26 protein-coding genes are annotated in these 26752 nt (G+C 73.4%); 15 read left to right on the top strand and 11 right to left on the bottom strand.

Annotated features, from left to right (window positions below; translation table 11 throughout):
* Positions 1-47: 47 nt before the first annotated feature.
* From ACFVXK_RS18805 to ACFVXK_RS18815, 3 genes are all read right to left on the bottom strand, one after another.
* Positions 48-1655 (bottom strand): transporter, encoded by a 1608-nt coding sequence (locus tag ACFVXK_RS18805; RefSeq protein ID WP_389613020.1) that lies wholly within the window; start codon positions 1653-1655, stop codon positions 48-50.
* Complete coding sequence (locus ACFVXK_RS18810; RefSeq protein WP_389613022.1) at positions 1652-2488, bottom strand: ABC transporter ATP-binding protein; 837 nt, start codon at positions 2486-2488, stop codon at positions 1652-1654. The genes ACFVXK_RS18805 and ACFVXK_RS18810 overlap by 4 nt, the downstream gene beginning before the upstream one ends.
* Before the next feature lie 132 nt (positions 2489-2620).
* Positions 2621-3301 (bottom strand): bifunctional DNA primase/polymerase, encoded by a 681-nt coding sequence (locus tag ACFVXK_RS18815; protein ID WP_389613024.1) that lies wholly within the window; start codon positions 3299-3301, stop codon positions 2621-2623.
* A gap of 219 nt (positions 3302-3520) precedes the next feature.
* Here ACFVXK_RS18815 and ACFVXK_RS18820 point away from each other — a divergent pair, with 219 nt between their 5' ends.
* The gene (locus ACFVXK_RS18820; RefSeq protein WP_389613026.1) at positions 3521-4903 is read left to right on the top strand and encodes a transcriptional regulator; all 1383 of its coding nucleotides are present in this window, start codon (positions 3521-3523) and stop codon (positions 4901-4903) included.
* 91 nt (positions 4904-4994) lie between these two features.
* Positions 4995-6944: a hypothetical protein gene (locus ACFVXK_RS18825; RefSeq protein ID WP_389613028.1), complete on the top strand. Its 1950-nt coding sequence runs from the start codon at positions 4995-4997 to the stop codon at positions 6942-6944.
* 5 nt (positions 6945-6949) lie between these two features.
* Here ACFVXK_RS18825 and ACFVXK_RS18830 read toward each other — a convergent pair whose 3' ends face one another.
* A complete protein-coding gene (locus ACFVXK_RS18830; protein WP_389613030.1) occupies positions 6950-8347 on the bottom strand; it encodes an ABC transporter substrate-binding protein in 1398 nt (465 codons plus the stop codon).
* Between the two features lie 196 nt (positions 8348-8543).
* Between ACFVXK_RS18830 and ACFVXK_RS18835 the strand changes: the two genes are divergently transcribed.
* Positions 8544-8990, top strand: coding sequence for a hypothetical protein (locus tag ACFVXK_RS18835; protein ID WP_389613081.1), 447 nt, complete (start codon positions 8544-8546; stop codon positions 8988-8990).
* A gap of 28 nt (positions 8991-9018) precedes the next feature.
* Complete coding sequence (gene purU / locus ACFVXK_RS18840) at positions 9019-9897, top strand: formyltetrahydrofolate deformylase (RefSeq protein WP_389613031.1); 879 nt, start codon at positions 9019-9021, stop codon at positions 9895-9897.
* Positions 9898-9992: 95 nt separating this feature from the next.
* Here purU and ACFVXK_RS18845 read toward each other — a convergent pair whose 3' ends face one another.
* The gene (locus tag ACFVXK_RS18845) at positions 9993-10505 is read right to left on the bottom strand and encodes an EF-hand domain-containing protein (protein ID WP_389613032.1); all 513 of its coding nucleotides are present in this window, start codon (positions 10503-10505) and stop codon (positions 9993-9995) included.
* A gap of 268 nt (positions 10506-10773) precedes the next feature.
* Between ACFVXK_RS18845 and ACFVXK_RS18850 the strand changes: the two genes are divergently transcribed.
* Together ACFVXK_RS18850 and ACFVXK_RS18855 are read left to right on the top strand one after the other, a co-directional pair.
* Positions 10774-11352, top strand: coding sequence for a sigma-70 family RNA polymerase sigma factor (locus ACFVXK_RS18850; RefSeq protein WP_079429140.1), 579 nt, complete (start codon positions 10774-10776; stop codon positions 11350-11352).
* Positions 11349-12575, top strand: a complete 1227-nt coding sequence (locus ACFVXK_RS18855; protein ID WP_389613034.1) for a maleylpyruvate isomerase N-terminal domain-containing protein — start codon at positions 11349-11351, stop codon at positions 12573-12575. The genes ACFVXK_RS18850 and ACFVXK_RS18855 overlap by 4 nt, the downstream gene beginning before the upstream one ends.
* Before the next feature lie 27 nt (positions 12576-12602).
* Here ACFVXK_RS18855 and ACFVXK_RS18860 read toward each other — a convergent pair whose 3' ends face one another.
* Positions 12603-14213 carry an AMP-binding protein gene (locus tag ACFVXK_RS18860; RefSeq protein WP_389613036.1) on the bottom strand — a complete coding sequence of 537 codons (1611 nt, stop codon included), beginning with the start codon at positions 14211-14213 and terminating at the stop codon, positions 12603-12605.
* Between the two features lie 152 nt (positions 14214-14365).
* Here ACFVXK_RS18860 and ACFVXK_RS18865 point away from each other — a divergent pair, with 152 nt between their 5' ends.
* The 8 genes from ACFVXK_RS18865 to ACFVXK_RS18900 all read left to right on the top strand — a co-directional run bounded on the left by ACFVXK_RS18865 (position 14366) and on the right by ACFVXK_RS18900 (position 21825).
* Positions 14366-15559, top strand: coding sequence for an amidohydrolase family protein (locus ACFVXK_RS18865; protein ID WP_389613083.1), 1194 nt, complete (start codon positions 14366-14368; stop codon positions 15557-15559).
* Between the two features lies 1 nt (position 15560).
* On the top strand, positions 15561-16715 hold the full coding sequence (locus tag ACFVXK_RS18870) for an acyl-CoA dehydrogenase family protein (RefSeq protein ID WP_389613039.1): 1155 nt from the start codon (positions 15561-15563) through the stop codon (positions 16713-16715).
* Between the two features lie 6 nt (positions 16716-16721).
* A complete protein-coding gene (locus tag ACFVXK_RS18875; RefSeq protein ID WP_389613041.1) occupies positions 16722-17684 on the top strand; it encodes an acyl-CoA dehydrogenase family protein in 963 nt (320 codons plus the stop codon).
* Positions 17685-18004: 320 nt separating this feature from the next.
* Positions 18005-18466 (top strand): ATP-binding protein, encoded by a 462-nt coding sequence (locus ACFVXK_RS18880; protein WP_389613043.1) that lies wholly within the window; start codon positions 18005-18007, stop codon positions 18464-18466.
* Positions 18467-18856: 390 nt separating this feature from the next.
* Positions 18857-18931, top strand: coding sequence for a tryptorubin family RiPP precursor (locus ACFVXK_RS18885; protein ID WP_389613085.1), 75 nt, complete (start codon positions 18857-18859; stop codon positions 18929-18931).
* A 64-nt stretch (positions 18932-18995) separates the two neighbouring features.
* Complete coding sequence (locus ACFVXK_RS18890; RefSeq protein WP_389613045.1) at positions 18996-20054, top strand: cytochrome P450; 1059 nt, start codon at positions 18996-18998, stop codon at positions 20052-20054.
* Entirely contained in the window at positions 20044-21273 is a 1230-nt protein-coding gene (locus ACFVXK_RS18895) for a cytochrome P450 (protein ID WP_389613046.1), read from the top strand. The genes ACFVXK_RS18890 and ACFVXK_RS18895 overlap by 11 nt, the downstream gene beginning before the upstream one ends.
* A gap of 54 nt (positions 21274-21327) precedes the next feature.
* Complete coding sequence (locus ACFVXK_RS18900) at positions 21328-21825, top strand: hypothetical protein (protein WP_389613048.1); 498 nt, start codon at positions 21328-21330, stop codon at positions 21823-21825.
* 51 nt (positions 21826-21876) lie between these two features.
* Here the strand turns inward: ACFVXK_RS18900 and ACFVXK_RS18905 are convergent, their stop codons facing one another.
* Entirely contained in the window at positions 21877-22749 is an 873-nt protein-coding gene (locus ACFVXK_RS18905; RefSeq protein WP_389613050.1) for a hypothetical protein, read from the bottom strand.
* A complete protein-coding gene (locus ACFVXK_RS18910) occupies positions 22746-23393 on the bottom strand; it encodes a TetR/AcrR family transcriptional regulator C-terminal domain-containing protein (RefSeq protein ID WP_389613052.1) in 648 nt (215 codons plus the stop codon). The genes ACFVXK_RS18905 and ACFVXK_RS18910 overlap by 4 nt, the downstream gene beginning before the upstream one ends.
* 101 nt (positions 23394-23494) lie before the next feature.
* Between ACFVXK_RS18910 and ACFVXK_RS18915 the strand changes: the two genes are divergently transcribed.
* Positions 23495-24943: an FAD-dependent monooxygenase gene (locus tag ACFVXK_RS18915; RefSeq protein ID WP_389613054.1), complete on the top strand. Its 1449-nt coding sequence runs from the start codon at positions 23495-23497 to the stop codon at positions 24941-24943.
* Here ACFVXK_RS18915 and ACFVXK_RS18920 read toward each other — a convergent pair.
* Genes ACFVXK_RS18920 through ACFVXK_RS18930 form a run of 3 tightly spaced genes read right to left on the bottom strand, consistent with a single transcriptional unit; the run spans position 24847 to position 26746 of the window.
* Positions 24847-25440, bottom strand: a complete 594-nt coding sequence (locus ACFVXK_RS18920; protein WP_389613056.1) for a hypothetical protein — start codon at positions 25438-25440, stop codon at positions 24847-24849. The genes ACFVXK_RS18915 and ACFVXK_RS18920 overlap by 97 nt on opposite strands.
* Complete coding sequence (locus ACFVXK_RS18925; RefSeq protein ID WP_389613058.1) at positions 25437-25886, bottom strand: toxin-antitoxin system YwqK family antitoxin; 450 nt, start codon at positions 25884-25886, stop codon at positions 25437-25439. Before ACFVXK_RS18925 ends, ACFVXK_RS18920 begins: the two co-directional genes overlap by 4 nt.
* Positions 25886-26746, bottom strand: a complete 861-nt coding sequence (locus tag ACFVXK_RS18930; RefSeq protein WP_389613060.1) for an immunity 49 family protein — start codon at positions 26744-26746, stop codon at positions 25886-25888. Before ACFVXK_RS18930 ends, ACFVXK_RS18925 begins: the two co-directional genes overlap by 1 nt.
* Positions 26747-26752: the final 6 nt, after the last annotated feature.

Here is a 26752-nt window from a genome sequence, read left to right on the forward strand (position 1 = left end):
GACGGGCCCCGGGGCCCGGCACCCCCTGCGGCGTGGGGTGGGGGTGGTCAGCCCTTGCTGACCGCCGTCAGGATTTCCGGGAGTTTGCGCGAGACCGTCGGGGCGGCCAGGCGGAGGCCCGTCCAGGCGGCCAGGGTGCCCCAGGCGATGCCCGCCGGGAGGGTCAGCCAGGCCGGGGTGGCGGGGGCGTCCGAGAGGCTGACGTAGATCGCCAGGGCGATCACGGGGGCGCTGACCACCGCCGAGGTGAGCATGCCGCCGAAGATGCCCAGCCAGGCCAGGCCCGCCTGGCCCGGGACGACGTTCTTGAAGGCGCCCTCCGTCGGGATGGAGTACGGGAAGTGCGCCGAGGCCAGCGCGCCCGTGCACAGCATCGCGCCCAGCAGGCCCAGCCCCAGCCCCAGGGCGGCCGGGAACTGCGCCCAGTCGCCGACCAGCGCGGCGGTGACGACCGTGACGAGGACCGTGTACGGGACGGTGACCAGGGCCAGCGCCGCGGCGCGGGCGCGGAGTTCCACGTACGCCTCGCGCGGCAAGGAGATGGTCTGGGCGACCATCCAGAAGGCGGAGGTGTCCTGCCCGAACTGGTTGTACATCTGGACGCCGAGCATCCCCGCGCCGAAGCAGGCGAGGTAGACGGAGCCGCTGCCCTGGACGGCGTTGAAGACGGGGATGATCATGCCGACGGCCAGCGCCGACACCCACGCCGACTTCGTCTTCGGGTCGCGGGCCACGTAGCGCAGGGTGCGCTGCATCGCCGCGCCCGTGCGGCTGTCGGGGAGGAGGGACCAGGCGCCGCCCGAACCGCGTTCCTTCTCCGGCTTGGCCGCCGCGAGGGTGGAGCCGTCCGGGGTGACCATCAGCTTGGTCAGGCTGCGTTCCCAGAAGCGCAGGAGGAGGCCGAGCGCGCCCAGGGTGAGGGCCAGTTGGGCGGCCGCCTGCGCGTAGGCGCCGCGGCTCGCGGAGTCGACCATGCCGACCGCCGTCGCCGGCGGCAGCCAGCGGACGACCGCCTCGACCGGCTCCAGCGCCGTCAGCCCGCCGACCTGGAACAGGCGCTGGCTGGCGAAGTTGACCAGCTGGGCGCCGATCGCGATCAGCAGGCCGCTCAGGAGGGCCAGGTCGCGCCCCTTGCGGCTGGTCAGCAGCCGGACGTTCGCCGTGGCCACGGCCCGGGCCAGGGCCACGCAGCCGAGCAGCAGGAGCGGCGCGCCGAGCACCGCCGCCAGCACGCCCGCCGCGCCGTGCGCCACCGCGGCCACCGAGCCGACGGCCAGGCACAGCGTGAACAGCGGGCCGATGCCGACCAGCGAGGAGGCCAGCAGCGCCCGCACCAGCGGCCGCGGGCGCAGCGGCAGCATCACCAGCCGGCTCGGGTCGAGGGTCTCGTCGGCGGTGGGGAAGAACAGCGGCATCACGGTCCAGGCCAGCGCGAGGATCGCGCCCATCAGGACGACGGCGGTGGCGGCGTGGGCGTGGCCGTGCAGGAGGGACAGGCCCAGGGTGGCGAGGACGGAGAAGGCCAGGGAGAACAGCAGGCTGACGATCCAGGCGGCCTTGCGCTTGGAGGAGCCCTTCAGCCCGTTGCGCATGAGGGAGAGCTTGAGGCGGATGAAGAGGGGGGTGAGGCCCGGCTCGGCCGTGGCGGCGCTCATCGGGCGCCGCCGAGCCAGTCGAGGGAGTCGCCGGAGGCGTGGTCGCGGGCGCCGACGAGTTCGAGGAAGGCGTTCTGCAGGGAGGGCGCGGAGCCGCGTACGTCGGCCAGCGGGCCGGCGGCGCGGATCTGGCCGGCCGCCATGACGGCCACCCAGTCGCAGAGCGATTCGACGAGCTCCATCACGTGGGAGGAGAACACGACGGTGGCACCGGACGCGGTGTAACGTTCCAGCACTCCGCGGATGGTCTGCGCCGACACCGGGTCGACGCCCTCGAACGGCTCGTCCAGGAAGAGGACTTCGGGGTTGTGCAGCAGCGCGGCCGCCAGGCCGATCTTCTTGCGCATGCCCGTGGAGTAGTCGACGACGAGCTTGTGCTGCGAGCCCGCCAGGTCGAGGACGTCCAGCAGCTGCGTGGCCCGCTTGTCGGTCTCCGCGCCCGGCAGTCCGCGCATGCGGCCCATGTAGCCGAGGAGTTCACGGCCCGAGAGGCGCTCGAACATGCGCAGGCCCTCGGGCAGCACCCCGATGCGCTTCTTCACCTCGACCGGGTCGGCCCACACGTCGTGCCCGGCGACCGTCACGCGGCCCATGTCCGGGCGGAGCAGCCCCGTCACCATCGACAGCGTGGTGGTCTTGCCGGCGCCGTTCGGGCCGACGAGGCCGATGAAACGGCCGGCCGGCAGTTCCAGGTCGATCCCGCCGACGGCCACCTGCTCGCCGAAGCGCTTCCACAGTCCTTCCACCCGCACGGCGACACCGTCCGGCGCGGGTCGCGCGCCGTCCGTCCCGCCCGTACCGCTACCGCCCGCCGCATCACCCTGGTCCGGCATGCGCCTGCCTCTCGTTCTCATCCCCGTGGTCGTACTTTTCCCACCATAGGAGGAGGGGGAGAGGGCGCAGCAGTTACGAATGTCATGAAGTGGCGGCCACGTATGTCAGCTGTCAGCGGGCGGCGCGGTCCGCTACGCCTTGCGGCGTCCCCGGGCCGCGGCCGCCTCGCTGCCGCACGCGTACGCGAGGGCGTCGATCAGCTCCTCGGTGTCCGGCAGCCAGCGGTTCGCCGGGGTGGGCTTGCGGGCCCACTGCACCGGGCCCTTGCCGCCGTAGCGGGTCGGCGGCGCCGCCACGTACTCGCCCTCGCCGCGCGCGGTCAGGTCGATGGCGTGCGGCAGCCAGCCCAGCTTGCGCACCAGGTCCGGCACCTTCGCCCCGGCGCCCGGCAGCACGAAGAAGAGCATGCGGTGGTCGGGGGTGAGGGTGACGGGGCCGAGGGTGCGCTGCATGCGCTCCAGCCGGGCCAGGGCGAGGAACCCGGCGGAGTCCGGTACGTCCAGGGCGTCGAAGGTGCGGCCCGTCGGCAGCAGGATGGAGGCGCCCGGGTGCTTGCCCCAGATCCGCCGCACCCCCACCGCACTGCCCGAGGCCAGGGAGCGCCAGTCCTTCACCGCCGGGTGCGCGCCGGGCGCCGGGCAGTCGGCGACCCCGCAGGAGCACAGCTCCCGGCCGTCGCCGGGTTCCAGCCAGGTACCGGCGAAGACGTCCCAGTGCCGCTCTTCCACGTACCGCACGGCATGGTCGAGCAGCAGCTCGCCGCGCTGCTGGGGGATGGGCGCGGTCTCCGTGACTCCGATGGTCTCTTCCACGTGCAGCACAACTCCCGGGGTCACCGGGGGTTACGGGGATAAACGCGCGGGCCGGCGGTGCATCGATCCTGCACGCGGGGCGCACGGGTGCACGCGCGGGGGCGCGTAGGAGGCCGGGGCGCGGCCGGTGGGTAACGACACGTCGCAGAGAGGAAGATTCTCCGCACTTCAGGCGGGAAGTGATCATTCCAACGATCACCCGCGTCTCAGGGGGTTTTCATGGCAGCCAGGCCTCTCGTCGCCCGCCAGCCGAACGAACGGTTGCAGGCGCTCATCCAGGAAGCCGGGTGCTCCAATGCCGGGCTCGCCCGGCGCGTCAACATGTGCGGGGCCGAGCACGGCCTCGATCTCCGCTACGACAAGACCTCCGTGGCCCGCTGGCTGCGCGGCCAGCAGCCGCGCGGCCGGGCGCCCGGCATCATCGCCGAGGCGCTCGGGCGCAAACTCGGCCGGACCGTCACCATCGACGAGATCGGCATGGCCAACGGCAAGAACCTCGCCTCCGGGGTCGGCCTGCAGTTCTCCCCGACCGTGGTCGGCGCCATCGAGCAGGTCTGCGAGCTGTGGCGCAGCGACGTCGGGCGCCGCGACTTCCTCTCCGGGTCGAGCGTGGCCGCCTCCGCGCTCGTCGAGCCCAGCCGCGACTGGCTGATCACCGGGGCCGACCCGCAGGTGGCGCGCAACGGCGGCTCGCGCGTCGGGATGTCCGACGTGGAGGCCGTCCGGGCCACCACCCAGGCGCTGACCGACCTCGACCACCGCTTCGGCAGCGGGCACGTGCGGCCCGTCGTCGTGCACTACCTCAACTCCGTGGTCTCCGGGCTGATCGGCGGCTCGTACCGGGAGCCGGTGGGGCGGGCGCTGTTCGCGGCGGTGGCCCGGCTCACGGAACTCGCCGGGTACATGGCGGTGGACACGGGCCAGCCGGGCCTGGCCCAGCGCTACTACATCCAGGCGCTGCGGCTGGCCCAGGCGGCGGGCGACCGCGGGTACGGGGGCTACGTGCTGGCCGCGTCGATGAGCCACCTCGCGGCCGAGCTGGGCAACCCGAGAGAGATCGCGCAACTGGCGCGGGCCGCGCAGGAGGGCACGCGCGGGCAGGTCACCCCGCGGGTGGAGGCCATGTTCTACGCGGCGGAGGCGCGCGGGCACGCGCTGCTCGGCGACGCCCGTTCCGCGGCGGTGCTGTCGGGCCGGGCGGTGACGGCGCTGGAGCGGGCCGAGCCGGAGTCGGGCGACGACCCGGTGTGGATCCGCCACTTCGACCAGGCCTACCTGGCGGACGAGCTCGCGCACTGCCACCGCGACCTCGGCCAGGCCGACGCGGCGGGCCGGCGGGCGGAGGAGGCGCTGCGGGGGCTGCCCGTGACGAAGGCCCGCCGGCGGGCGATCGGCCTGCTGCTGCTGGCCGCGGCGCAGGTGCAGCAGCGGGAGGTGGAGCAGGCCTGCCAGACGGCGACGAAGGCCGCCGAACTGCTGGGGACGCTGCGCTCGCGGCGGGGTGCGGAGTACCTGGACGACTTCCGGGCGCGGCTGGAGCCGTACCGGGAGGAACCGGCGGTGCGGGAGTTCGGGGCGAGGCTGGAGGTTCAGGTGGCCTGACGTCGCCGGGCCGTGACCGGGTAGCGTGACCCGACGGCTGCGCGGATCCCCCACGGAGCGCGGACGTCGGAGAAGGCGAGAAGGAGTCCCGGTGACGGAGAACGGACAAGGGGGCGTCCCCCAGCCCGGGACGCCGCAGGCCGGGCAGCCGTGGGCGGCCCCCGGGTACGGGTTCCCGCCCGCGACGCAGGACCCGTACGGCACGCCGCAGGGGCCGCAGGGGCCGCAGGGGCAGGGGCAGGGGCAGGGGCAGCAGGGCGGGCCGGTCCAGGCCGCCTACGTCCCGCCGCCGGAGCCGGGCGCCCCGGCGTACGGCTACCCCCAGACCGGCCACGCCCCCGGCCCCGGGGCGCCGGGCACCCCGGGCTACGGCTACCCGCCGGTGGCGGACGCCCCGACGCAGTACGTCCCGCCGGTGCAGTCGGGCCCGGGTGCGCACGTGGCGCACGCCGCCACGCAGTACGTGCCCCAGGTGGGCGCCGCCGCGCCCGCCGTCCCGTACGCACCCCCCGCCCCGACGGGGCCGGGCGCGCCGGGGGCCATGCTGGCGGGCGCCGAGACCCAGGCCGTCCCGGCGCTACCGGGCACGCCGCCCGGGGGCGCGCCCCCGTTCGGCCTGCCGCACGCGGGTGGCGCCGGGGCGGCGACGCAGTACATCCCGCCGGTTCCGGCTGGTGGTGCGGGGGACACCGCTACCCAGTTCATTCCGCCGGTCCCGGCGGGGGGCGTGGCGGATGCCGCCACCCAGTACATCCCGCCGGTTCCGGCTGGTGGTGCGGGCGATGCCGCCACTCAGTTCATTCCGCTCATTCCGCCCGTTTTGGCTGGTGGTGCGGGCGACGCGGCCACCCAGTTCATTCCGCCGGTCCCGGCGGGCGGTGTGGCGGATGCCGCCACTCAGTTCATTCCGCCCGTTCCGGCGGGTGGTGCGGGCGATGCCGCCACCCAGTACATCCCGCCGGTCCCGGCGGGCGGTGTGGCCGACGCGGCCACCCAGTACATCCCGCCCGTCCCGGCGGGTGGTGCGGGTGACGCCCCGGCCCCGTTCGCCGCTCCGGTTCCGGCCGAGGACGCCACGCAGTTCCTGCCGCCGGTTGCCGCGGGCGGTGTGGCGGATGCCGCCACCCAGTACATTCCGCCGGTTCCGGCGGGCGGGGTGAACGAGGCCGTCGCGCAGTACGTCCCGCCCGTTCCCGCCGAGCCCGGCGGTGAGGGGTTCGAGGGGCTGTTCCGGGACGGCGGTGGGGGCGGTGAGGGGGCCGCCGCCGAGCCTGTGCCGCGGCGGACTCCGCCGCCGGCCGCCCCGCAGCGGCGCCGGGCGAAGCCGCAGCCGCAGCCCCAGTCGCAGCCTCAGCCGCCGCAGCAGTTCCAGGCCCCGCCCCCGCCCCCGGCGGCCCCCGCGCGCCGGGTGCCGCCCGCGGTGATCGCCGCCGCGGTGTTCGGGCTGGCCGTGGCCGGGCTCGGGGTGGGGGCGCTGCTGAGCGACGGCAAGGCGCAGAACAACGACCCCGTCGCGACGTCCCCCGGCTCCGGGGCGGCCGCCGCCGACGCCGACGCGCCGGGTGGTTCCGCGCCGGTGGACCCGGCGCGCCCGCAGGCCGTCCAGCTGGACAAGCTGCTCGCGGACGCCAACGACAGCCGGACCGTCGTGATCAAGGCCGTGGACGACATCAAGGACTGCAAGAACCTCGGCCAGGCCGCCCAGGACCTGCGGGACGCGGCCCGTCAGCGCGAGGAGCTGATCACCCGGCTCTCGGACCTGAAGACGGACCTGCTGCCGAACCACGCCCGGCTCTCGGCCGCCCTGACCAAGGCCTGGACCGCCTCGGCGGACGCCGACAACAGCTACGCGGACTGGGCGGACGACGCCGGCCACGACAAGGGCGGCTGCAAGGACGGCAAGGCCAAGCAGACCGATGACGCGGCCGCGGGCAACAAGTCCAGCGGCGAGGCCACCAAGGCGAAGGAGTCGGCGGCGACCATGTGGAACACGATCGCCGCCAAGTACGGGCTGACCCGGCGCGACACGACCCAGCTGTAGCGGGGTCAGGCCGAGCGTGGTGCGGACTCCATGACCGAGGTCATGTCCTGGTCTTTTTCGCCGGGCTGGGCGACGAGCCGGCCCTGCTGGACGACCTGGAAGCTGACCCGTCCGTTCACCAGGCGCGGGAAGCCGGCGACCGCCCGCATGTCCTGGTAGCGCCAGCTCAGCTCCGGGGTCAGGTTGCCGGTGGCGATGCCGGAGGACTCGTTGAGCACCCGGGCCACCTTGCGGCCGGTGATCTGGTCGCCCTCCTTGAACTTCTGGACGACCTGGTTGAAGACGGTGTACGCGATCCAGGTGGTCTGGGCCCCGCTGTCGTCGGCCTCGACGGTGTCGTCGCCGAAGGCCTCGTCGCTGATCACCTTGCGCATCGGCGCCCACAGCGGGTCGGTGGAGACCGGGTACCAGCTGGTGACGAGCGTGCCCTCGAAGGGGCTCTCCTTGCCGCCGGTGCGGTCGACCAGGGCCTGGCTGACGCTGCCGAGGACGGAGGAGATCTGCGGGTTGCGGTGGGTGGAGTCGGCGCGGCGGAAGGCGTCGAAGAAGGTCTCGGTGCGCTCGCCCAGGACCGCCGTGACACAGTTCTTGGAGGAGGAGGAGGACGACGGGGGCGACGCCGCCCCCTTGGCGGCCGTGGACGCCGACGGGGAGCCGGACGGGCTCGGGGTCGACGTCCCCTTGGAGCTCCCGCCCCCGCCCCCACCCCCGCCCGAGCCGCCCGTGGCGGTGTCGGACAGGGCCTCGCGGGCCTGCGGCATCAGGTCGGCGGCGTCCTCGGCGGCCCGGATGTCGGAGGCCTCGGGCGTTCCGTTGGACTTCAGCCCCGCGTTCAGCAGCACCGGCATGGTGTCCCCGGCGAGGGTGTCGGGCCGGACCAGGGAGACCTGGGCGCAGGCCTTGCCGAGCTGGTGGCCGGCCCCGGCGAGCAGGGCGGGCTGGCCGCCGTTGACCGGGTAGGACAGGGTGCTCTGGAACTCCTCCGCCGAGACCCCGTAGCCCCCGATGAAGGGGATCCCCTCGGCCTCCAGCGGGGCCATGAAGGCGCGCCCGTACTGGCTGTAGGAGCCGACGACGGCCACCGCCTTCTTCGTGATGGCCTCGCGGGCGCAGTCGGCGGCGCCGGTCGCGGTGTTCTTCTCGTTGCAGGTCAGGACGCGCAGCTTGCGGCCCTTGATGCCACCGTTGGCGTTGATCCAGCGTTCGTACGCCTTGGCCATGCCGGGCATTCCGGGCATGTTGGTGGCCTTGGTTCCCATCGGAGCGAACGTCATGACCGTGAGGGTGTCCCCGGATCCCCCCGAGCTTCCGGGGAGCACCCCACACGCTGTGGTGAGACACGCACCCGTCGCTGCGGCAAGGAGCAGGCGGATCAGGGTGGTTGCGCGTCGGCTTTTGGTCATGTCCCACGACCATTCCGCCACAGGGGTAACTCGGTGCTGAGGTGTACACAACATCCGGTGACGCCCAGGTGAACGGCCGGGGGCGGGGTGTGGATAGGTGCTTCAAGATCGCATTTGTGGGGAACGTACGATCGAAAGCGTGACATTCGCCCAAGGTTCGAAGAACTCTTCCCGCCGCGGCGGCCGCTCCTCCACCATGGGCGGCATGCCCCTCAACGACATGCCGTGGTGGCGCTGGCGCAGCAACGTGCGCTCGGCGCTGCACATGCTCTCCGACCCCGTGTTCCAGGAAGAGGTCTGGCTCGCCGGCGCCGAAGGGTACGGGGACGTCACCGACGCCGTGTACCGGCTCGTCGAGGACACCTGGCTCGACAGCTGGTCCGCCGACAAGTACATAGGCACGATCTTCCGCGACGCCCAGGAGGCGGCCCTGGTCGACCTCGCCGTGCTGCGCGTGCTGCGGATCCTGCACCAGGTCGGGCCGGACGCGCCCGTGACCGCCTACCTGGAGAACGCCGCCTGGCCCGACGCGGTCCGGGCCGCCCGCGAGGCGCACGTGCGGATGTCCGCCGCCGACGGGGAGGACCCGGACGAGCGGCCGAGCTCCGTGGACGTGCTGAGGATGCTCACGCGCGCGGTGTGACCTGCGCGGTGTGAAAGGCTATGGGGTCATGAGCGACCCGCAGCCCGGGGCCCGGCCCCTGCCCCAGTACGTCCTGACCGTGTCCTGCCCCGACAAGCAGGGCATCGTGCACGCCGTCTCCAGTTACCTCTTCATGACCGGCTGCAACATCGTGGACAGCCAGCAGTTCGGAGACCGCGAGACCGGCCTCTTCTTCATGCGGGTGCACTTCGAGGCCGAGCCGGAGGTCACGCTGGAGAAGCTGCGCGCCAGCTTCGCCGCCATCGGCGACAGCTTCCGGATGGACTGGCAGATCCACCGCTCCGACGAGCGCATGCGGATCGTGCTGATGGTGTCGAAGTTCGGCCACTGCCTGAACGACCTGCTGTTCCGCGCGAGCATCGGCGCGCTGCCGGTGGAGATCGCGGCCGTGGTCTCCAACCACACCGACTTCGCCGAGCTGGTCGGCTCCTACGACATCCCCTTCGTGCACATCCCGGTCACGAAGGACACCAAGGCGGCGGCCGAGGCGCAGCTGCTGGAGCTGGTGCGGGCGGAGAACGTCGAGCTGGTGGTGCTGGCCCGCTACATGCAGGTGCTGTCGGACACCCTGTGCAAGGAGCTCAGCGGGCGGATCATCAACATCCACCACTCCTTCCTGCCGAGTTTCAAGGGCGCCAAGCCGTACCACCAGGCGCACGCGCGCGGTGTGAAGCTGATCGGCGCGACCGCGCACTACGTGACGGCCGACCTCGACGAGGGGCCGATCATCGAGCAGGAGGTCGAGCGGGTCGGGCACGAGGTCACGCCGGACCAGCTGGTCGCGATCGGCCGCGACGTGGAGTGCCAGGCGCTGGCGCGGGCCGTCAAGTGGCACAGCGAGCACCGCGTGCTGCTGAACGGCTCCCGCACGGTCGTCTTCGCGTAGCTCCCGCGGGAGGGCCCGGGGGCGCCGCCCCCGGGCCCCCGTCCCTCGAACTCCCCCGGCTGCCGCCGGGCGGTGCCCCGGGCGCGGACGGATGCCTACGCGTCCGGGTCGACGCCGCAGTACGCGGCGAAGGCGCGCAGGGTCGCGTCCTCCGAGACGTGGCCGTCCGGGCCGGCCAGGGCCGCGGCCACCTGGTCCGCCAGGGCGGGGGCCGTGCCCAGGACGCGCAGCACCCGGGCCGCCGCCGCCGGGGTGGCGCCCGTGCCGTGCTCGTCCGCCACCGCGACCACGGCCGCCAGGAACGGGCGGGCGATCTCGGCGAACCGCTCCGGGTTGTCCCGCAGCCGCTTCGCCGCCCCGGTCACGAACTCCTCGCGGGACACGCGCTGGTCCCCGTCCACGTCCGCGATGCCGGCCAGGCCCTGCCAGAAGGCCTCCGCCCCGGCGAAGACGGCCTGGCCCCGGTCCGAGCGGGCGGTGACGCCGAATTCGGCCAGTACCGCGCGGGCGGCCGTACTGAAGTCCTCGCGGTCGATGTAGCCGGACCCGTCCTGGTCGAAGGTGGCGAATCGGGAGGCGATCTTGCGCTCGTACTCTGCGCTGTCCATATGCGGCGTTCCGCCTTCACATGTGCGTTGGGGTGCACTTGAGGTGCAGATCAAGACAGGCAGGAGCGTAAGCCCTCGATGGCCTGCGCGTTAAGCGGAGCGGTCGACGGGGTGGCCGCATCGAACCCGCGCACGGGGAGCGCGGTGGGGCGCGTACGTCTGTGCGGCTAGCACGGACTTCGCGCCCTGGGGGGACGTTCCCCCAAAACAGGCGCGGTCCCGCCGGTGGCGACTACATTTGACGGGTCGACACACGGCTGGAGGCACCATGGCGAAGGACGTTCCACCGCGCTGGGACCGCCGCATGCAGCAGCGTCTCGCCCGTGGTGAGGCCGCAGCGCTCGGGGAGCTCTACGACCGTTTCGCCTCGCTCGTGCACAGCCTCGCCCACCGGGTGCTCGGTGACGAGAAGGCCGCGGACCGCATCACCCGCGAGGTCTTCGGCTACATCTGGGAGAACCCCGACGCCTACGACCCCAAGCAGGGCTCCATGCGCTCCTGGGTCGCCCGGATCACCCAGGGCCAGGCCGTCGCCCGGCTGCGCCAGGCCGAACTGGGCCGGGGCTCGCGCGAGGAGCTCGAACAGAAGGTGCGCAGCGCCAACGCCGCCGCCCGCGCCGACTACATCGTCACCTCCATGCCCGCCCCGCTGAGGGCCGCCCTGGAACTCGCGTACTTCAAGCGCCGGGACTACCGGCAGGCCGCCGCCGACCTGCAGATCAGCGAGGACGAGGCGCGACGCCGGCTGCGGCTCGGGCTCCAGCTGCTGTCGACCGCCAACGTCCTCCCGAGGGAGGACCCCGCCCCGCCCGGATACGGCCCACGCGGATACGGAACCACCCGATGACCGGACCCACCGATGACACCCCCGACGACGCGTACGAGCCCCCGGCGGGCGGACCCGCGCTGATACCGGGTCCGCGCGCGGCCGGTGACGACCTCGAAGCGCCCCGGGTCCTGCCGCCCGCGCCGCCCTCGCACGCCGTGCTGAAGTCCCTGCTCGGGGCGTGGGCGCTGGCCGCCTGCTCCGCCGAGGAGACCCAGGCCGTCGAGGACCACCTCACCGAGTGCGCGCCCTGCGCCGAGGAGGCCCTGCGGCTGCGCGACGCCGTCGGGCTGCTGCACCCGGAGGAGAGCCTCGACCTCAAGCCGCTGCTGCGCTCGCGGGTGCTGGAGGACTGCCTGGGCAAGCGCCCGGCCCGGATCCCGGTACCCGCGTGGGCGAACCCGTACGACACCGAGACCGCACGGCTGGACGCGCTGCTGCGGGACTTCGGGGAGTCGGAGTGGGACACCCCGGTGCGGCTGAAGTGGTTCGAGGAGGAGCGCCGGCGCAGCCACCGCACCACCGTGGCGGGGGTGATCGGGCACCTGCTCACGGTCGACGGGCTGGTCGCCACCGCGCTGGGACTGGACGACCCGCTCGGCCCGCAGGCCCCGCCGGGCGGTCCCACCGACCGCACCGAGCACTACTGGAAGTCGGCGGCGGACCAGGCCGGCCGGAAGGTCCGCGAGCCCTGGCGGGAGCAGGGGCACACCCTGGTCCGCACGGTCTCCTTCGCGGGCCGGGGCGTGGCCGAACTGTCCGTGGACTACGGCGCCTTCGCGCTGCCGCTGGGGGACGCCTTCCTGGAGCGGGCCTTCGAGTGCTGGGTGCACGCCTGGGACATCGCGGAGGCGGTGGACTACCCGTACGAGCCGCCGTCCGGGCCGCACCTGCACGGCATGATCGACCTCGCGGCCCGGCTGCTGCCCGGGGCCCTGGCCGGCCGCCGCCGCTCGGGCCTGGCGGCCCCGGCGCGCGGGCTGGTCGCGGCGGGGGCTCCGGGGCGGACCCTGCACCTGGAGATCGAGGGTGCGGGCGGGGGCGGCTGGGACATCGCCCTGGACTCCCCGGCGGCCAGGCCCTCGCGGGAGCACACGGTGGCGGAGGTCGCGCTGGACGGGCTGGAGTTCTGCCAGCTGGCCGCCGGGCACATCTCCCCGGAGGACGCCGCGGTCGGCCAGACCGGCGACCGCGAGGCCATCCGCGACGTGCTGTTCGCGGCCGCGTCGCTGAGCCGCCTGTAGGGACCGGCGGGAGAGGCGGCGGGCGGGTCAGGAGTAGCGCTCGCGCAGGCGGTACTTGAGGACCTTGCGCAGGGCGTCGTTGCGGGGCAGGGCGTCGACGAGTTCCAGCTGTTCGGGGAGCTTGTACGGGGACAGGCCCTGGGCGCGGAGGTGGGCGGTGACCTGGGGGAGGGTCAGCGGGGCCGCGCCGGGCGGCTGCTCGACGACGGCGCAGACGCGTTCACCGCGCTCCTGGTCGGGGAGGCCGATGACGGCCACGTCGCCGATGCCGGGGAGCTGGTGGAGGAGGTCCTCGATCTCCTTCGCCGAGATGTTCTCGCCCTTGCGGATGATCACGTCCTTGCTGCGGCCGGTGAGGACGAGGTGGCCGGAGGGGGTGAGGTGGCCCAGGTCTCCGGTGATCAGGTAGCCGTCGGCGTCGAAGACGCCGGGGGCGTCCTTCTGCCCGAGGTAGCCCTGGCAGACCGCCTCCCCGCGCAGCCGGACCTCGCCGTCGGTGCCGGCGGGCAGGGGGGTGCCGTCGGGGGTGGTGATGCGGATGGACATGCCCTCCGGGGGGCGGCCCTCGGTGGTGGCGAGGTTCTCGGGGGTGTCGTCCGGGGAGCCCATGGTGATCATCGGGACCTCGGTCATGCCGTAGCCGTGGGTGAGCTGGCAGCCCAGCTCGCGCACCACCGCGTGGTAGACCTCCGGCGGTTTGGGGGCGCCGCCGCCCGCGAGCAGGCGCAGGCTCGGCAGGAGGGGCGTGGCGGGGTCCTTGCGCTGCTCGGTGAGGAACATGGAGTAGAAGGCGGTGGAGCCGCCGGCGATGGTGACCCCGTGGCGGCGGTAGCCGGCCAGCGCGTCCGGCAGGGCGAACCGTTCGAAGAGGACCGCCGGGAAGCCGTAGAGCAGCAGCATCACCGTGTAGTCGGGCCCGGCTATGTGCGCGTACGGGAAGGCCATCGAGCCCACGTCGGAGGGGGTCAGGCACAGGGCGTGGGCGAGGCAGGAGCCGCCCGCGATCAGGGAGCGGTCGGTGTGCAGGACGCCCTTGGGGTCGGAGGTGGTGCCCGAGGTCCAGTAGATCCAGCGGACCGAGGTGCCGTCGGCGGGCGGCGGGGGCAGCACGGCCGGGTCGCCGTCGGGCAGGTCCGCGTCCTCGTACGCCTCGAAGACCCCGCGCGCGCCGAGCCGGGCGGCCATGGCGGTGTGGTCGAAGCCGCGCCAGGTGCCGGGGACGGCGAAGAACTCGGCCTGGGAGGAGCGCAGGGCGAAGGCCACCTCGCGGTCGCGGTGGAAGGGGATCACGGGCGACTGGACGGCGCCGAGGCGGGCGAGGGCGGCCGACAGCAGGACGGTCTCGATGCGGGTCGGCAGCTGCCAGGCGACGACGCTGCCGGGGCGCACGCCCCGGTCGTGGAGGCCGGCGGCGACGCGTTCGGCGCGGTCGCGCAGGGCGCCGAAGGTGAGGGTGCGGTCGTCGGCGGGGTCGTCGGCGGCCTCGAGGAGGACCGGGGCGCCGGGGGTGAGGGCGGCGCGGCGGGAGATCAGCTCCCAGAGGGTGCGGGAGCGGCTCAGCTCGGTGGCGAGGGCCCGCGCGGCGTCGTCCCCGGCCGCCGCGGCCCCGCCCGTCGTCGTCGGTTCCGGCGTCGTCATCGCGGACCTCCCCTGGGCGCAGCGCCCGACGGCAGCTGACGGTTAGTCAGATCAACGGCAGAGCGTAGGGCTCCGACGCTTGTCGGTCCAGGGGTGCCGGGGCTAGCTTGTTTCTGACGATGCATCAGATTGGGGAGAAGGAGCGCGAGCACATGGCACTGGAACTGCCTCGGATCATCAGCGTCGACGACCACGTGATCGAGCCCGCCCACCTCTTCGATGTGTGGTTGCCCGCGAAGTACCGCGACCGCGGCCCCAAGCCCCTCACCGCCGGAATCGGCGAGCTGGAGTACACCGGGGGCAAGTACGTGATCACCATGGACCCCGACGGCCCGCCGACCGACTGGTGGATCTACGAGGACCTGAAGTTCCCGTACAAGCGCAACATCGCCGCCGTCGGCTTCGACCGCGACGACATGACCCTGGAGGGGATCACCCGCGAGGAGATGCGCCGCGGCTGCTGGGACCCCAAGGCCCGGCTCCTCGACATGGACCTCAACCACGTCGAGGCCTCCCTCTGCTTCCCCACCTTCCCCCGCTTCTGCGGGCAGACCTTCGCCGAGGCCCACGACAAGGAGGTCGCCCTCGCCTGCGTGCGCGCCTACAACGACTGGATGGTCGAGGAGTGGTGCGGAGACAGCGGCGGCCGGCTGATCCCGCTGTGCATCATCCCGCTGTGGGACATCGACCTCGCCGTCGCCGAGATCCGCCGCAACGCCGCCCGCGGGGTCCGCGCCGTGACCTTCTCCGAGATCCCCACCCACCTCGGGCTGCCGTCCATCCACTCCGGCTACTGGGACCCCTTCTTCGCCGTCTGCCAGGAGACCGGCACGGTGGTCAACATGCACATCGGGTCCTCGTCCCAGATGCCCGCCGCCTCCCCCGACGCCCCGCCCGCCGTCCAGGCCTCCCTCAGCTTCAACAACGCGATGGCCTCGATGATGGACTTCCTCTTCAGCGGGGTCCTGGTGAAGTTCCCGACGCTGAAACTCGCCTACAGCGAGGGCCAGATGGGCTGGATCCCGTACGCCCTGGAGCGCGCGGACGACGTCTGGCAGGAGCACCGCGCCTGGGGCGGGGTCCGCGGCCTGATCCCGGAGCCGCCCTCCACCTACTACTACCGGCAGATCTTCTGCTGCTTCTTCCGCGACAAGCACGGCATCGCCTCGCTGGACGTCGTCGGCCGCGACAACGCCACCTTCGAGACCGACTACCCGCACGTGGACTCGACCTTCCCGCACACCAGGGAGGTCGCCCTCGACCACGTGAAGGGCCTGGACGACGAGACCGTGTACAAGCTGATGCGCGGCAACGCCATCCGCATGCTCGGCCTGGACCTGGTCTGACATGGACCTCTCCCACACCGAGGAGGAGCAGGAGTTCCGGGCCCGGCTGCGCGCCTGGCTCGCCAAGGTGCTGCCCGAACTGCCCGCCAAGCCGTCGCCCGACGACTGGCCCGGCCGGCGGGCGTACGACCTCGGCTGGCAGCGCCGGCTCCACGACGCCGGGTACGCGGGCCTGCACTGGCCCGTGGACGCCGGCGGGCGCGGTGCCACCCCGACCCAGCACCTGATCTTCCTGGAGGAGACCGAGCGCGCCGGCGCCCCGTACGTCGGCGCCAACTTCGTCGGCCTGCTGCACGCCGGGCCGACGATCGCCGCCGAGGGCACCGCCGGGCAGCGGGCCCGCTGGCTGCCGCCGGTGCTGCGCGGGGAGGAGGTGTGGTGCCAGGGGTTCAGCGAGCCGGGCGCCGGCTCCGATCTCGCGGCCCTGCGGACCAAGGCGGTCCGGGACGGGGACGCGTACGTGGTCACCGGCTCCAAGATCTGGACCTCGCACGCCGAGGTCGCCGACTGGTGCGAGCTGCTGGTCCGGACGGACCCGGCCGCGCCGAAGCACCGCGGGATCTCCTGGCTGGCCATGCCGATGGACGCGCCCGGGATCACGGTCCGGCCGCTGCGCACCCTCGCGGGATCGGCCGAGTTCGCGGAGGTGTTCCTCGACGAGGTCCGGGTGCCGGTCGCCAACCGGGTCGGCGCCGAGAACGACGGCTGGCGGGTCACGATGGTGACCCTTTCCTTCGAACGCGGCACCGCCTTCGTCGGCGAGGTCGTCGCCTGCCGGCGCACCCTGGGCGCCCTGGCGCGGACCGCGCGGGCGAACGGCCGCTGGGACGACCCGGTGCTGCGGCGCCGGCTGGGGCGGCTGTACGGGGAGTTCGGCGCGCTGTGGCGGCTCACGCAGTGGAACGTCAGCGAGGCGCAGGGCTCCGGCGGGGTCCCCGGCACCGGGGGCAGCGTGTTCAAGCTGGCGTACTCGCACGCGCGGCAGGAGCTGTACGACGTGGCGGCGGAGGTGCTGGGGGCGGGCGCGCTGTCCCTGGAGGAGGAGTGGACGCTGGAGCGGCTGTCCTCGCTGTCCTACACGATCGCGGCCGGGACCTCGCAGATCCAGCGGAACATCGTCGCCGAGCGGATCCTCGGCCTTCCGAAGGGGCGGTGAGCGGCCTTGGACTTCCGGCTGACGGAGGACCAGCGGGACCTGCGGGCGGGCGTCCGCGAGCTGCTCGCGGGCCGGTACGGGCGGGAGGCGCTGCGGGAGTCGGTGGCCGCGGAGGGCGGACCGGTCGTGGACCGGGGGCTGTGGCGGGAGCTGGGCGAGGCGGGGTTCTTCTCCCTGCGGCTCCCGGAGTCCGGGGGCGGGGTCGGGTTGGGCCTGCCGGAGGCGGTGCTGGTCTTCGAGGAGGCCGGGCGCGCGCTGCTGCCGGGGCCGCTGGTGGCGACGCACCTGGCGGCCGGGGTGGTCCCGGGGGCGGCCTCGGGCTCGACGGTCGTGACCGCCTTCGACCTGGGCGGGCCGCTGGTGGCGTACCTGGGGGAGGCGGACGCGGTGCTGGGGGCGCAGGGGCTGCCGGCCGGCGAGCCGGTCCGCCCGGTGGACCCGCTGACCCCGCTGTGGCGGTCCTCGGGGGCGGTCCCGCCCCCGGCGGAGTACCGGGAGGCGGGGGCGCTGCTGACGGCGGCGCTCCAGCTGGGCAGTGCGCTGCGGACGGTGGAGCTGGCCGTGCGGTACGCCGGGGAGCGCGAGCAGTTCGGGCAGCCGATCGGGGGCTTCCAGGCGGTCAAGCACCTGTGCGCGCGGATGCTGGTCCGTGCCGAGGTGGCCCGTACGGCGGTGTACGCGGCGGCGGTGACGGGTGACGCGGCCGAGATCGCGGCGGCCAAGCTCCTCGCGGACGAGGCCGCGGTGCGCGGGGCCCGGGACTGCCTCCAGGTCCACGGCGGGATGGGCTTCACGTGGGAGGCGGACGTCCACCTGCACCTGAAACGGGCGTGGGTGCGGTCGGAGCAGTGGCACTCGGCGCGGGAGGCGGAGGAACTCCTGGCGGCCCGCCTCGGCACGGAGGCGGAGGGGGAGGCGGCATCGGGCGCGGTGTCCGTCGCGGGGGCGGAGGGGGCTGCGATGAGGTAGCAGGCTGTGACGCAGGGGCACGGGAGGGACGACGCGGGACTCATGTCCGATTACAGAGAGTTGATATCGGTTTGTGTCCTTCGCCCGCCCCGATCCGGCCCGGAGGCGGGGGTGGCCTCCGGTACGCTCCCACGATGCGAGTGGTTGAGCGGCGCGAGCGTCGCACAGTATGCACCACGCCTACTCCTTCGCGCTGGAATATGCCCGAAGCGCTTGTTGTGGTGACTGTATGTCAACCATGCTGCTCGGCACGGGGATCACACTCGGTGATCCCGCCCTGTCGCGAGGCGAAGTGTCCGCCGGTTCGGATGGTGTGAGCGGTGCAGGTGCTTCAGGTACAGCTGGAGGTAGGACCCGACCCCGCCGAGGTCGGGCGGGCGCGCCGATGGGCGCGGTCCCGGCTGGCGGGGTCCGGCATAGGGGACGACGAACCGCTCGCCGAGACGCTGATCCTGCTGATCTCCGAGCTGGTCACCAACGCGGTCGTGCACACGGGCTGTCCGGCCGTGCTGCGGATGCTCCTCGGGGGTCCGGGGGTGCGGGTGGAGGTCGCCGACACGAGCGACCGCGCCCCGGCCCGCCGGCAGGCCGGCGGGGACGACACGGGCGGGCGCGGGCTGGAGCTCGTGGACGGGCTCGCGGACCGGTGGGGCTGGCAGCGCGAGGGCGCGGGCAAGCGCATCTGGTGCGAGATCGACCGGGCGGTGGCGGAGCCCCCGCAGGCCCAGCCGGTGACGTTGAAAAAAGTCCTGCTGAAACGGGAACCGCGCGTGTACCTCTAACGAGGTGTTGACGGTTCGTCACCTGTTGATCACCCTGGTGTTGAGCGATTCGTCGCGAGGGGACGCCAAGGGTCCTGTGCCTTGACGAGTGCGGGTCGTGGGGTGGCGGCTGCCGTGCCGCGCTCGGGGCGTGCATGCCGCACGCCGCCACCCGCAGGTTCCTCCGTGCGCGCGATACGGCGCGAACCCGGCGATGGCTGGCCGGAATGCGCGGGCCCCATTGGTAGGAGCGTACATAAAGACGTAGGCCTTGTTGTCTCGCGGGGAGACCGACGCCTACGGTGGCGGCGCATTCTCCAGCGGGGCGTCGCCGGCACACCTCGGGCGGTGTTCCGTGACCCTTCATTGCGGCCACGAGCCAACCATGGGAGAGGGGGTATGGCGATGAAGATGCTTTTCGCCATCCGTAATGCCGTTTCCGGTCAGCAGAGCCTCAAGAAGAGCGCCTGGTACTTCTGGTACTAGACCGGCAGAGCCGCCCCGGCCGCCCGGCGGCCGGGGCGGTACCGACGGCCCATCGGAGCCCCGTATGCCCCTCTCCTCCCTCCCGGCCGCGCGGACCACGGTCTTCGCACCCCGGCTCGCCGCCCTGCTGCGCGAGCACACCGGCAAGGACGCCTTCCGCCTGGAGCCCGACACCATGGGCGTCGCCGGCCCCGCCCTGGCCGACCGGATCCTCGCCGCCCGCCGGGCCACCGAGACGGAGCGGCCCACCTTCAAGCCGCTGCACGGCCGCTCGATCGGCCGCAGCGAGGCCGCCTCGGTGATGCGGGTCATCGGGCGGGACGTCAGGGAGGCCCTGGAACGGCCCCTGCCGAAAGACGCCGACCTGACCGGCCCGTGGCCGCTCACCGGACACCTTTTCCTGCGCGACCTCATTCTCGGCGGTGATCCGCGCCGGCTGCGCATTCTCATGAGCCGGAACCTGGAGCTCACCCCGAAACTCACCTGGTCGGTGATAGCCGCCGGGGCCGCCGTTCCCCGGCGGAAAAGGCCCGGGAGGATATCGAGCGGAATTGCCGGACTGTTCGCGGAAGCCGGCGGCTACCACGACCGGCGCCACGCGATGGGCATCTACCGGAGGGCGGCGGCGCCCGTCTGCTTCACCGTCTCCACCCTCGTCGCGAACGCCCTCTGGCTGGGCTCGCCCTTCACCGGGGAGACCTCCCACCGGAACGTCCTCCACGAGGCCGCCCGACTGCTTCCCCCGTCCTGGAACATCCTGCGCTACGCCTCGCCCGAGTACGGGGCCCTGGACGCGCGCATCGGCGCCCGTGACGACGTACTCGTCCTGCCCCTGCTGTCCCACCGGGACCCCGCGCTGTGGGAGGACCCCGACGTGTTCCTGCCCGGGCGCTGGGACCACCTCGACCCCGAGACCGCCCCGGGCTACCTGCCCTTCGGGCACTCCTCCGAACGGTGCTGGGGGCGCCACATGGTCATGCCGCTCGCCGAACTGCTGCTGGACCTGATCCGGGGCGCCGGCCTGGAGGTCGACCCCGCGCAGCGCAGGGCGAAGGTGCCGCTGGTCGGGCTGCTCGGGGTGGAGGACGTACGACTGACGAAGGCGGCGCGGAATGTCCGCTGACGGGGGAACGGGGACGGAGGAGGTCGGGCCCTCCCCCTTCTTCGACGACCCCCACCCCGCCTACCGGCGCTGGCGGGAGCAGGAGGGCGGGGCGCACCGGGTGCGGATCCTGGGCGAGGCCCCGCTGGAGGGCTGGGTGGTCACCGGGCACGCCGCCTGCAAGGCGGCCCTCGCCGACCCCCGGCTGAGCAAGAACGCCGCGACCGAGGCCTTCGACCGCCGCGACGGCTCCGAGGAGGGACCCGGCCCGGGCCGGGCGCTGACCGCGCACATGCTCAACTCCGACCCGCCCGCCCACACGCGGCTGCGCAGGCTGGTCCAACAGGCCTTCACGGCGCGCCGGGTGGCCGCGCTGAGGCCGGTGATCGAGGGCCACGTGAACCGCCTCCTGGACGCCCTGGACGCCGCCCCCGCCGCCGAGGCCGACCTGGTCCGGGACTTCGCCGTCCCCCTCCCCCTCGCCGTGGTCTTCGACCTGCTCGGCGCCGCCGAGGGCGCCGGGCACATCCAGGAGGCCTGGGCCGCCACCCTGAGCGGCGAGGAGGGCGACGGCGAGGTCTCCGTCCCCACCGCCGAGGCCCTGGTGGGACACATCCGGGCCCTCATCGGCCACAAGCGCGCCCACCCCGGCGACGACCTGCTCACCGCGCTGATCCGCGCCCGCGACGACGGGGACCGGCTCAGCGAGGCGGAGATCACCTCCATGGGCTTCCTGCTGGTGGCGGCGGGCCACCAGACCACCGCGAACCTGATCTCCAGCGGCGTCCACGCCCTGCTCACCCACCCCGCCGAACTGGCCGCCCTGCGCGCCGACCCCTCGCGCACGGGGGCCTTCATCGAGGAAGTGCTGCGCCACGAGAGCCCGTTCTCCATCGCGACGATGCGCTACGCCACCGAGCCGGTGACGGTGGCCGGCACGACGATCCCCGCCGGGGACTTCGTGCAGATCGCCCTGCTGTCGGCCAACCGGGACCCCGCCGTCTTCGCCGCCCCGGACCGCTTCGACCCGTCCCGCCCCCCGACGGGCCACCTGGCCTTCGGCCACGGCATCCACCACTGCCTCGGCGCCCCCCTGGCCCGCCTCCAGGCCGAGATCGCCCTCACCACCCTCCTGACCCGCCACCCGACCCTCCGCCCCACCACCCCCACCCCCGGCCCCCTGTGGTGGCGCAACCCCCGCCACCGGGGGCTGCGGACCCTGCCGGTGGTACTGGGCTGACGGGTCCCCCGATATCGCATGGCTGCGGGGACCGCCTGCGGCTAGCTTGGGCGGATGGGCTGGATCTGGGACGAAGCGCAGCTGATCGCGGACGGCTTCGAGCGCGTGTACGTCGAGTTGGAACGGTACGACGGCCCGCGCTTCGGCCTCGCCGACGTCGACGGCCGTCCCCACTACTTCCAGGGCTACGACTACGACCACGCCGCCGAAGCCGACGAGTACAGAGTCTGGCCCGCGAAAGAGCTGGCCGTGCGGCTGGAACGTGAGCAGTGGGCCATCTTCGTGAGTCGGTACGACCGCCATGAGGCCGGGACGGCGGGGCCGGAGCTCCACCCGGGCCAGGGCACGGTCGACGCCCGTTACGACGAACTCGCGCTGATGCTGGAGCCGCACCGGAGGGTGCCGGACGGCGCGAGGCGTCTGGTCGCCGAACTCCGCTTCGACGGCGGGTCCCGCTACCGGGCCGACGGCCTGGACTACTGGTTCCGTTGGCGTCCGCCCGTGCCGGGTGCGGGTGCGGCGTCGGTTCCGGGGTCGCCGGAAGGCGGGTGATGCCGATCGGGAGCGCGGAGGGCTCGTGCGGCACCACGGCCATGGGGTCGATCAGGCCGATCCGTCCGGGGGCAGCAGCACGCGCCAGGGGAGGGCGGTCGGGCGGCGGTGGCGGTACCAGGGGGTGGTGGACGGGTCGGCGCCGAGTTCCTTGCCCGCGTCGTCGACCGTCAGCTCGCGGAAGCGGGAGTCGAGGGCGGCGAGGGCGGTGCGGACGGGGTCGGGGAGGGTGGGGAGGGCGGCTTCCAGGCGGTCGCGGGCGGCGAGGTCGTCGCGGTACATGGCGGCGCCGTACCAGCGTGCGGGGGGCCAGCCGGCGGCCATGCGGGAGATCAGGGCTTCCCAGGGGTGGAGGAGGTCGCGGTGCGTGCCGAGCCCGTTCGTGAGGGGGGTGTGCGGGGGGAAGGCGTGGACCGCGGAGGGCAGGCCCTTCACCTCGGCCCCGGGGAAGGCGGCGAGGCCCGTCTGGGTGGTGTGGACGTGGAAGGACGGCTGGTCCGGGTCCGGGGCCGGGTCCAGGGTCGGGTCCGGGGTCGGGTCCAGGTCTTCCACGGTCGCGTACGTGGTCCAGCCTTGGGGGAGGAACACCCTGCGGAGGGAGGGCGGAGCCGTGGCGGTCTCCACTTCCGCCAGTACCGGGGTGTCCAGCGTCCGGGCCAGGACGGTCGCGAGCGCCTCCGGGGCGGGGGGTGTGGTGACGGCCGGGACGGCGTAGACGTTCAGCATGCCGCGCAGGTCGCCGGTGCGGAGGAGTTCGTACTCGCAGGTGACCAGGGCGGTGTCCCAGTTCCTGCCGTCGACCGTCCCGTCCGGGGCGACGTCGACCCGGGCCGCCGGTATCCCGAAGGCCTCGGCCAGGGCCCTGGTCAGGGCGTCGGGGTCGGGGGCGGCGGCCGTGAGGAAGCCGTATCCCGTGCCGTTCACCGCCCGTACCGGTGCGCGATGCCCGCGACGACCAGGGCGAGGCCTTCCTCGAAGCCCTCGTCGTAGTCCTGGAAGAGGGCTGCTCCGGCCTCGGCGGCGAGGGGGAACTCGGCCAGGCGGGCGGCGCGTTCCGTGACGTCGTAGCCGTCGCGGCGTTCGCCGGGGAAGGGTTCGACGCCCTGTTCCTCGGTGACGAAGCCGAGGGTGAAGAAGTAGGCCGTGGTGGTGGCACGGACGGCCTGGGGGAGGGTGAAGCCCGCTGCGGTGAGGGCGCGGAGGCCGTCCTCCATCCCGGCGGCGTGCTCGGTGCCGGTGAAGCGGGAGCCGCTGAAGACCTTCGCGCCGTCGCGGTAGCGGAGCAGGGCGGTGCGCAGGCCGCGGTTGGCGGTCAGGAGGCGCTCCTGCCAGGAGAGGCCGGGGGAGAGGGGGAAGTCCGCCGTCATGCGGCGGTACATCTCCGTGGCCATCTCGTCGAGGAGCTCCTGCTTGTTCTTGAAGTGCCAGTAGAGGGCGGGCGCCTGGACGTCCAGTTCCCTGGCGATCGCGCGGAGGCTGAGGCCGTCGAGACCGACCTCGTCGAGGAGCCGGAGGGAGGCCTCCACGGCCTGCTTCTTGTCCAGCTTCGGGGAATTTCGAGGGGACACGCTTGACAGTTTAACACCGTTAAGGGCAGTCTCGGAGTGAACTTAACGGTGTTAAGGAACCTTGGGAGGCGATGGTGATGGCGATGGTGATGGGGATGGGCATGGACACGGACGTACTGGTCGTCGGGGCCGGGGCCGCCGGGCTCGCGCTCGGGGTGGACCTCGCGCGGCGGGGCGTCCGGGCCCTCGTGGTGGAGCGGGACGGGCGGCTGTTCCCCGGTTCGCGCGGCAAGGGGATCCAGCCGCGGACGATGGAGGTCTTCGACGACCTCGGGGTCGGCGACGCCGTCCGGGCGGCGGGCGGCCCGTACCCGGTCGGGATGATCTGGCGGGACGGCGAGCGGGTCGGCGAGCACGCCATGTGGGACCCGGCGGAGTCGGAGGAGGGCTCGCCGTACCACGAGCCCTGGATGGTGCCGCAGTGGCGCACCCAGGAGGTCCTCTTCGCCCGGCTCGTCGAGCTCGGCGGACGGGTCGCCTTCGGGCGGGAGCTGACCGGGCTCGCGCAGGACGCGGAAGGGGTGACGGCCGGGTTCGCCGACGGGACCACCGTCCGGGCCCGGTACCTCGTCGCCGCCGACGGCGGGCGGTCCACGGTGCGGCGGCTGCTCGGGATCGGGATGACGGGCGAGACGGTCGACCCGAACCCGGTGCTGGTGGCCGACGTGCGCATCAGCGGACTCGACCGCGACCACTGGCACATCTTCCCGGGCGCCGAAGGCGAGGGCTTCCTCTCCCTGTGCCCGCTCGCCGGAACGGAGGACTTCCAGGTCAGCGCCCAGATGCCGGCGGCGGCGGAGGAGGGCCGCCCGGCGATCGACCTCTCCCTGGCGGGGCTGCGTGCGGTCGTCGCCGCACGGTCGCACCTGGAGCCGGCCGATGTGACGGAGGTCCGCTGGGCCTCCGACTTCCGGCCCCGGGCGGCGCTCGCCGACCGGTTCCGGGAGGGGCGGGTCTTCCTCGCCGGGGACGCCGCGCACGTGCACTCGCCGGCGGGCGGGCAGGGGCTCAACACCAGCGTGCAGGACGCGTACAACCTGGGCTGGAAGCTGGCCGCCGTGCTGAGCGGCGCGGCGCCGGAGGGGCTGCTCGGCACGTACGAGGAGGAGCGGAGGCCCGTCGCCGCCGCCATGCTCGGCCTGTCCACCCGGATCCACCGCGGCGAGACCCGCCGCGGCGAGGCCACCCGGCAGCTGGGCCTCGGCTACCGGGCCTCCTCCCTGGCGGTGGAGACCCGCACCGCCCCGCCCGCCGGAGCCCTGCGGGCCGGCGACCGCGCCCCGGACGGGGTGCGCGGAGGCATCCGCCTCTTCGACGCGTACCGGGGTCCGCACTGGACCCTGCTGGTGGTGGGCGAGGCCCCCGCCCCGGCGGAGCTGCCGGGCGTGCGGACGGTACGGATCCCCTCGTACGGGGCTTACGGCGACGGGGCGTTCCTGATCCGCCCGGACGGCTACGTGGGCTGGGCCGGCCCGACGGCGGAGGGGGCGGGCGCGTACGCGGCGGGCGTCGGGCTCGGGGCCGGGGGCGGCGGGGCGGCGCGGTCCTGAGGGGCCAGCAAGGTCCGGGCGCGGTGGTGGAGGTCGTCGTCCTCCAGGTGGATCCGTTCCGTCTCGATGTCGGTCACGATCCTGCGGAGGACCTTGGCCCACTCGTCGACGAACGCCCGCAGGGGGACGACCGCGTCGCCCCGATCGGCCAGCAGCGGCTCGTGGTTCCCGAGGGTGCTGTGCCAGCGGGAGCGGATCCTCAGCGAGTCGTCCTCGCGGGTCACGGTCCATTCCGCCGAGAACGTGTCGGACCCCCAGAAGACCTCGGCCCGCGCGAAGCCGGGGCGCCGGACCTCCTCCAGGAGGGGCACCAGGTCGTCGAGGAGGGCGGCGAGGTCGTGGGCGTACGACAGCCTGACCGGCACCCCGTTCCAGACGAGGACGGCGTCCTCGGTGTCGGAGGGGTACAGCTCACCGACCGCGTCGGCCATGTCCGCGGCGGCGGACGCGTGGTGGCGCAGGACGGCCGGGCGGCCCGCCCGCATCGTGAGGCTCACCTGTCGTCCCTGTCGTCCCTGTCGTCGCTTTCGTTCCTGTCGTTCCTGTCGTCGCTCGCGCGGTGCCATGCGCGGACGAGGCAGCCGTGTTCGTCCCAGACGCTCTCCTCCTTGAGGGAGTAGATGTCGTCGTCGAAGAACTTCCTGGATTTGAGGACCCCGTTGGGATGCCATTCCAGGAATTCACCCGATGCGGAACCGTTGACGACGGTTCCCCGCAGCTTCGCAGTGCCGTCCGGAAACCACATCCGGGACGGACCGTTCAGGATCCCGTCACGGTAGACGTCCAGGGCGACGATCCGGCCGTCTTGGTATTCGGCCACTTCTCCCGTGAACAACCCGTCCCGGTAGAGCAGCCGATGCCCCATGTCGAGGTCGACGTCGGGATCGTCGGCGTCGACGCGCCGCACCGGGGCCGTCGTCGGTGTGGGCTCCTCGGGGGCCATCAGACCTCGAACTCGCCCACCCAGGAGCGCTTGAGCAGGTGCTCGGGCAGGTAGGGGGAGGTGACCTGGACGGGGATGCCGCCGTCGTAGGCGAGGCAGGCCACGGCGAGGACGCCGATCGGCACGAGGCCGTCGATGTCGTCGGCGCGTTCGGGGGTGGCGGTCCAGTACCGCTTGTGGAGCTCCAGGGCTTCCAGCAGCGTGGCGTGGAAACCCTCTTCGTCCTTCTTGAGGAACTTGTAGAAGAGGTTGATCGGCGGGTAGGCCACGTGCTGGATGTAGTCGCGCCCGGCGATGACGGCGACGTCGGGGTGGGACCGCTGGAAGGTCAGCGTCAGCTCCGGTACCAGTTCGGGACGCTTGAGCCAGTACGCCTGGAGCGTGGCGACCCAGTGGTAGAGGTAGTCGTCGTGGTCGGCGCCGGAGGCGCGCAGGACGTCGATCGGGAGCTCGCACAGCTCGGTCATCTTCGGCTGGTCGCGCGTGATGACTGCGAACCAGAACGCCTCGATCCACGCCTCCGCGTTCGCGTCCCAGGACGGCCCCGCCGCCGGCAGGGTGCGCATCGCGTGGTGGATGCGCACCTCGGTGGTCCCCTCGGTCATCCCCGCCGTGCGGAACAGGGCGGCTCCCAGCTGCGCCGCCGTGACCACGGCCTCCCAGGTGCCCAGCTCGGCGGCCTGCGGGTCGACCCCGAACCGGGCGTTGACGTTGAAGGTGCCGTCCTTCCACGCCGACCTGAGCTTCCGGGGCGACGAGGAGAGGGCGTCGAGGTCCTTGACCAGCTCCTCGGTGAGCCCCTCGACCCAGGCCGCACTGCTCGGCTGCGGCTCGGCGTGGCCGGGCACGAAGACGGTCATCGCTTC

The organism is Streptomyces sp. NPDC058157 (assembly GCF_042884105.1).
Classification (GTDB): Bacteria; Actinomycetota; Actinomycetes; order Streptomycetales; family Streptomycetaceae; genus Streptomyces.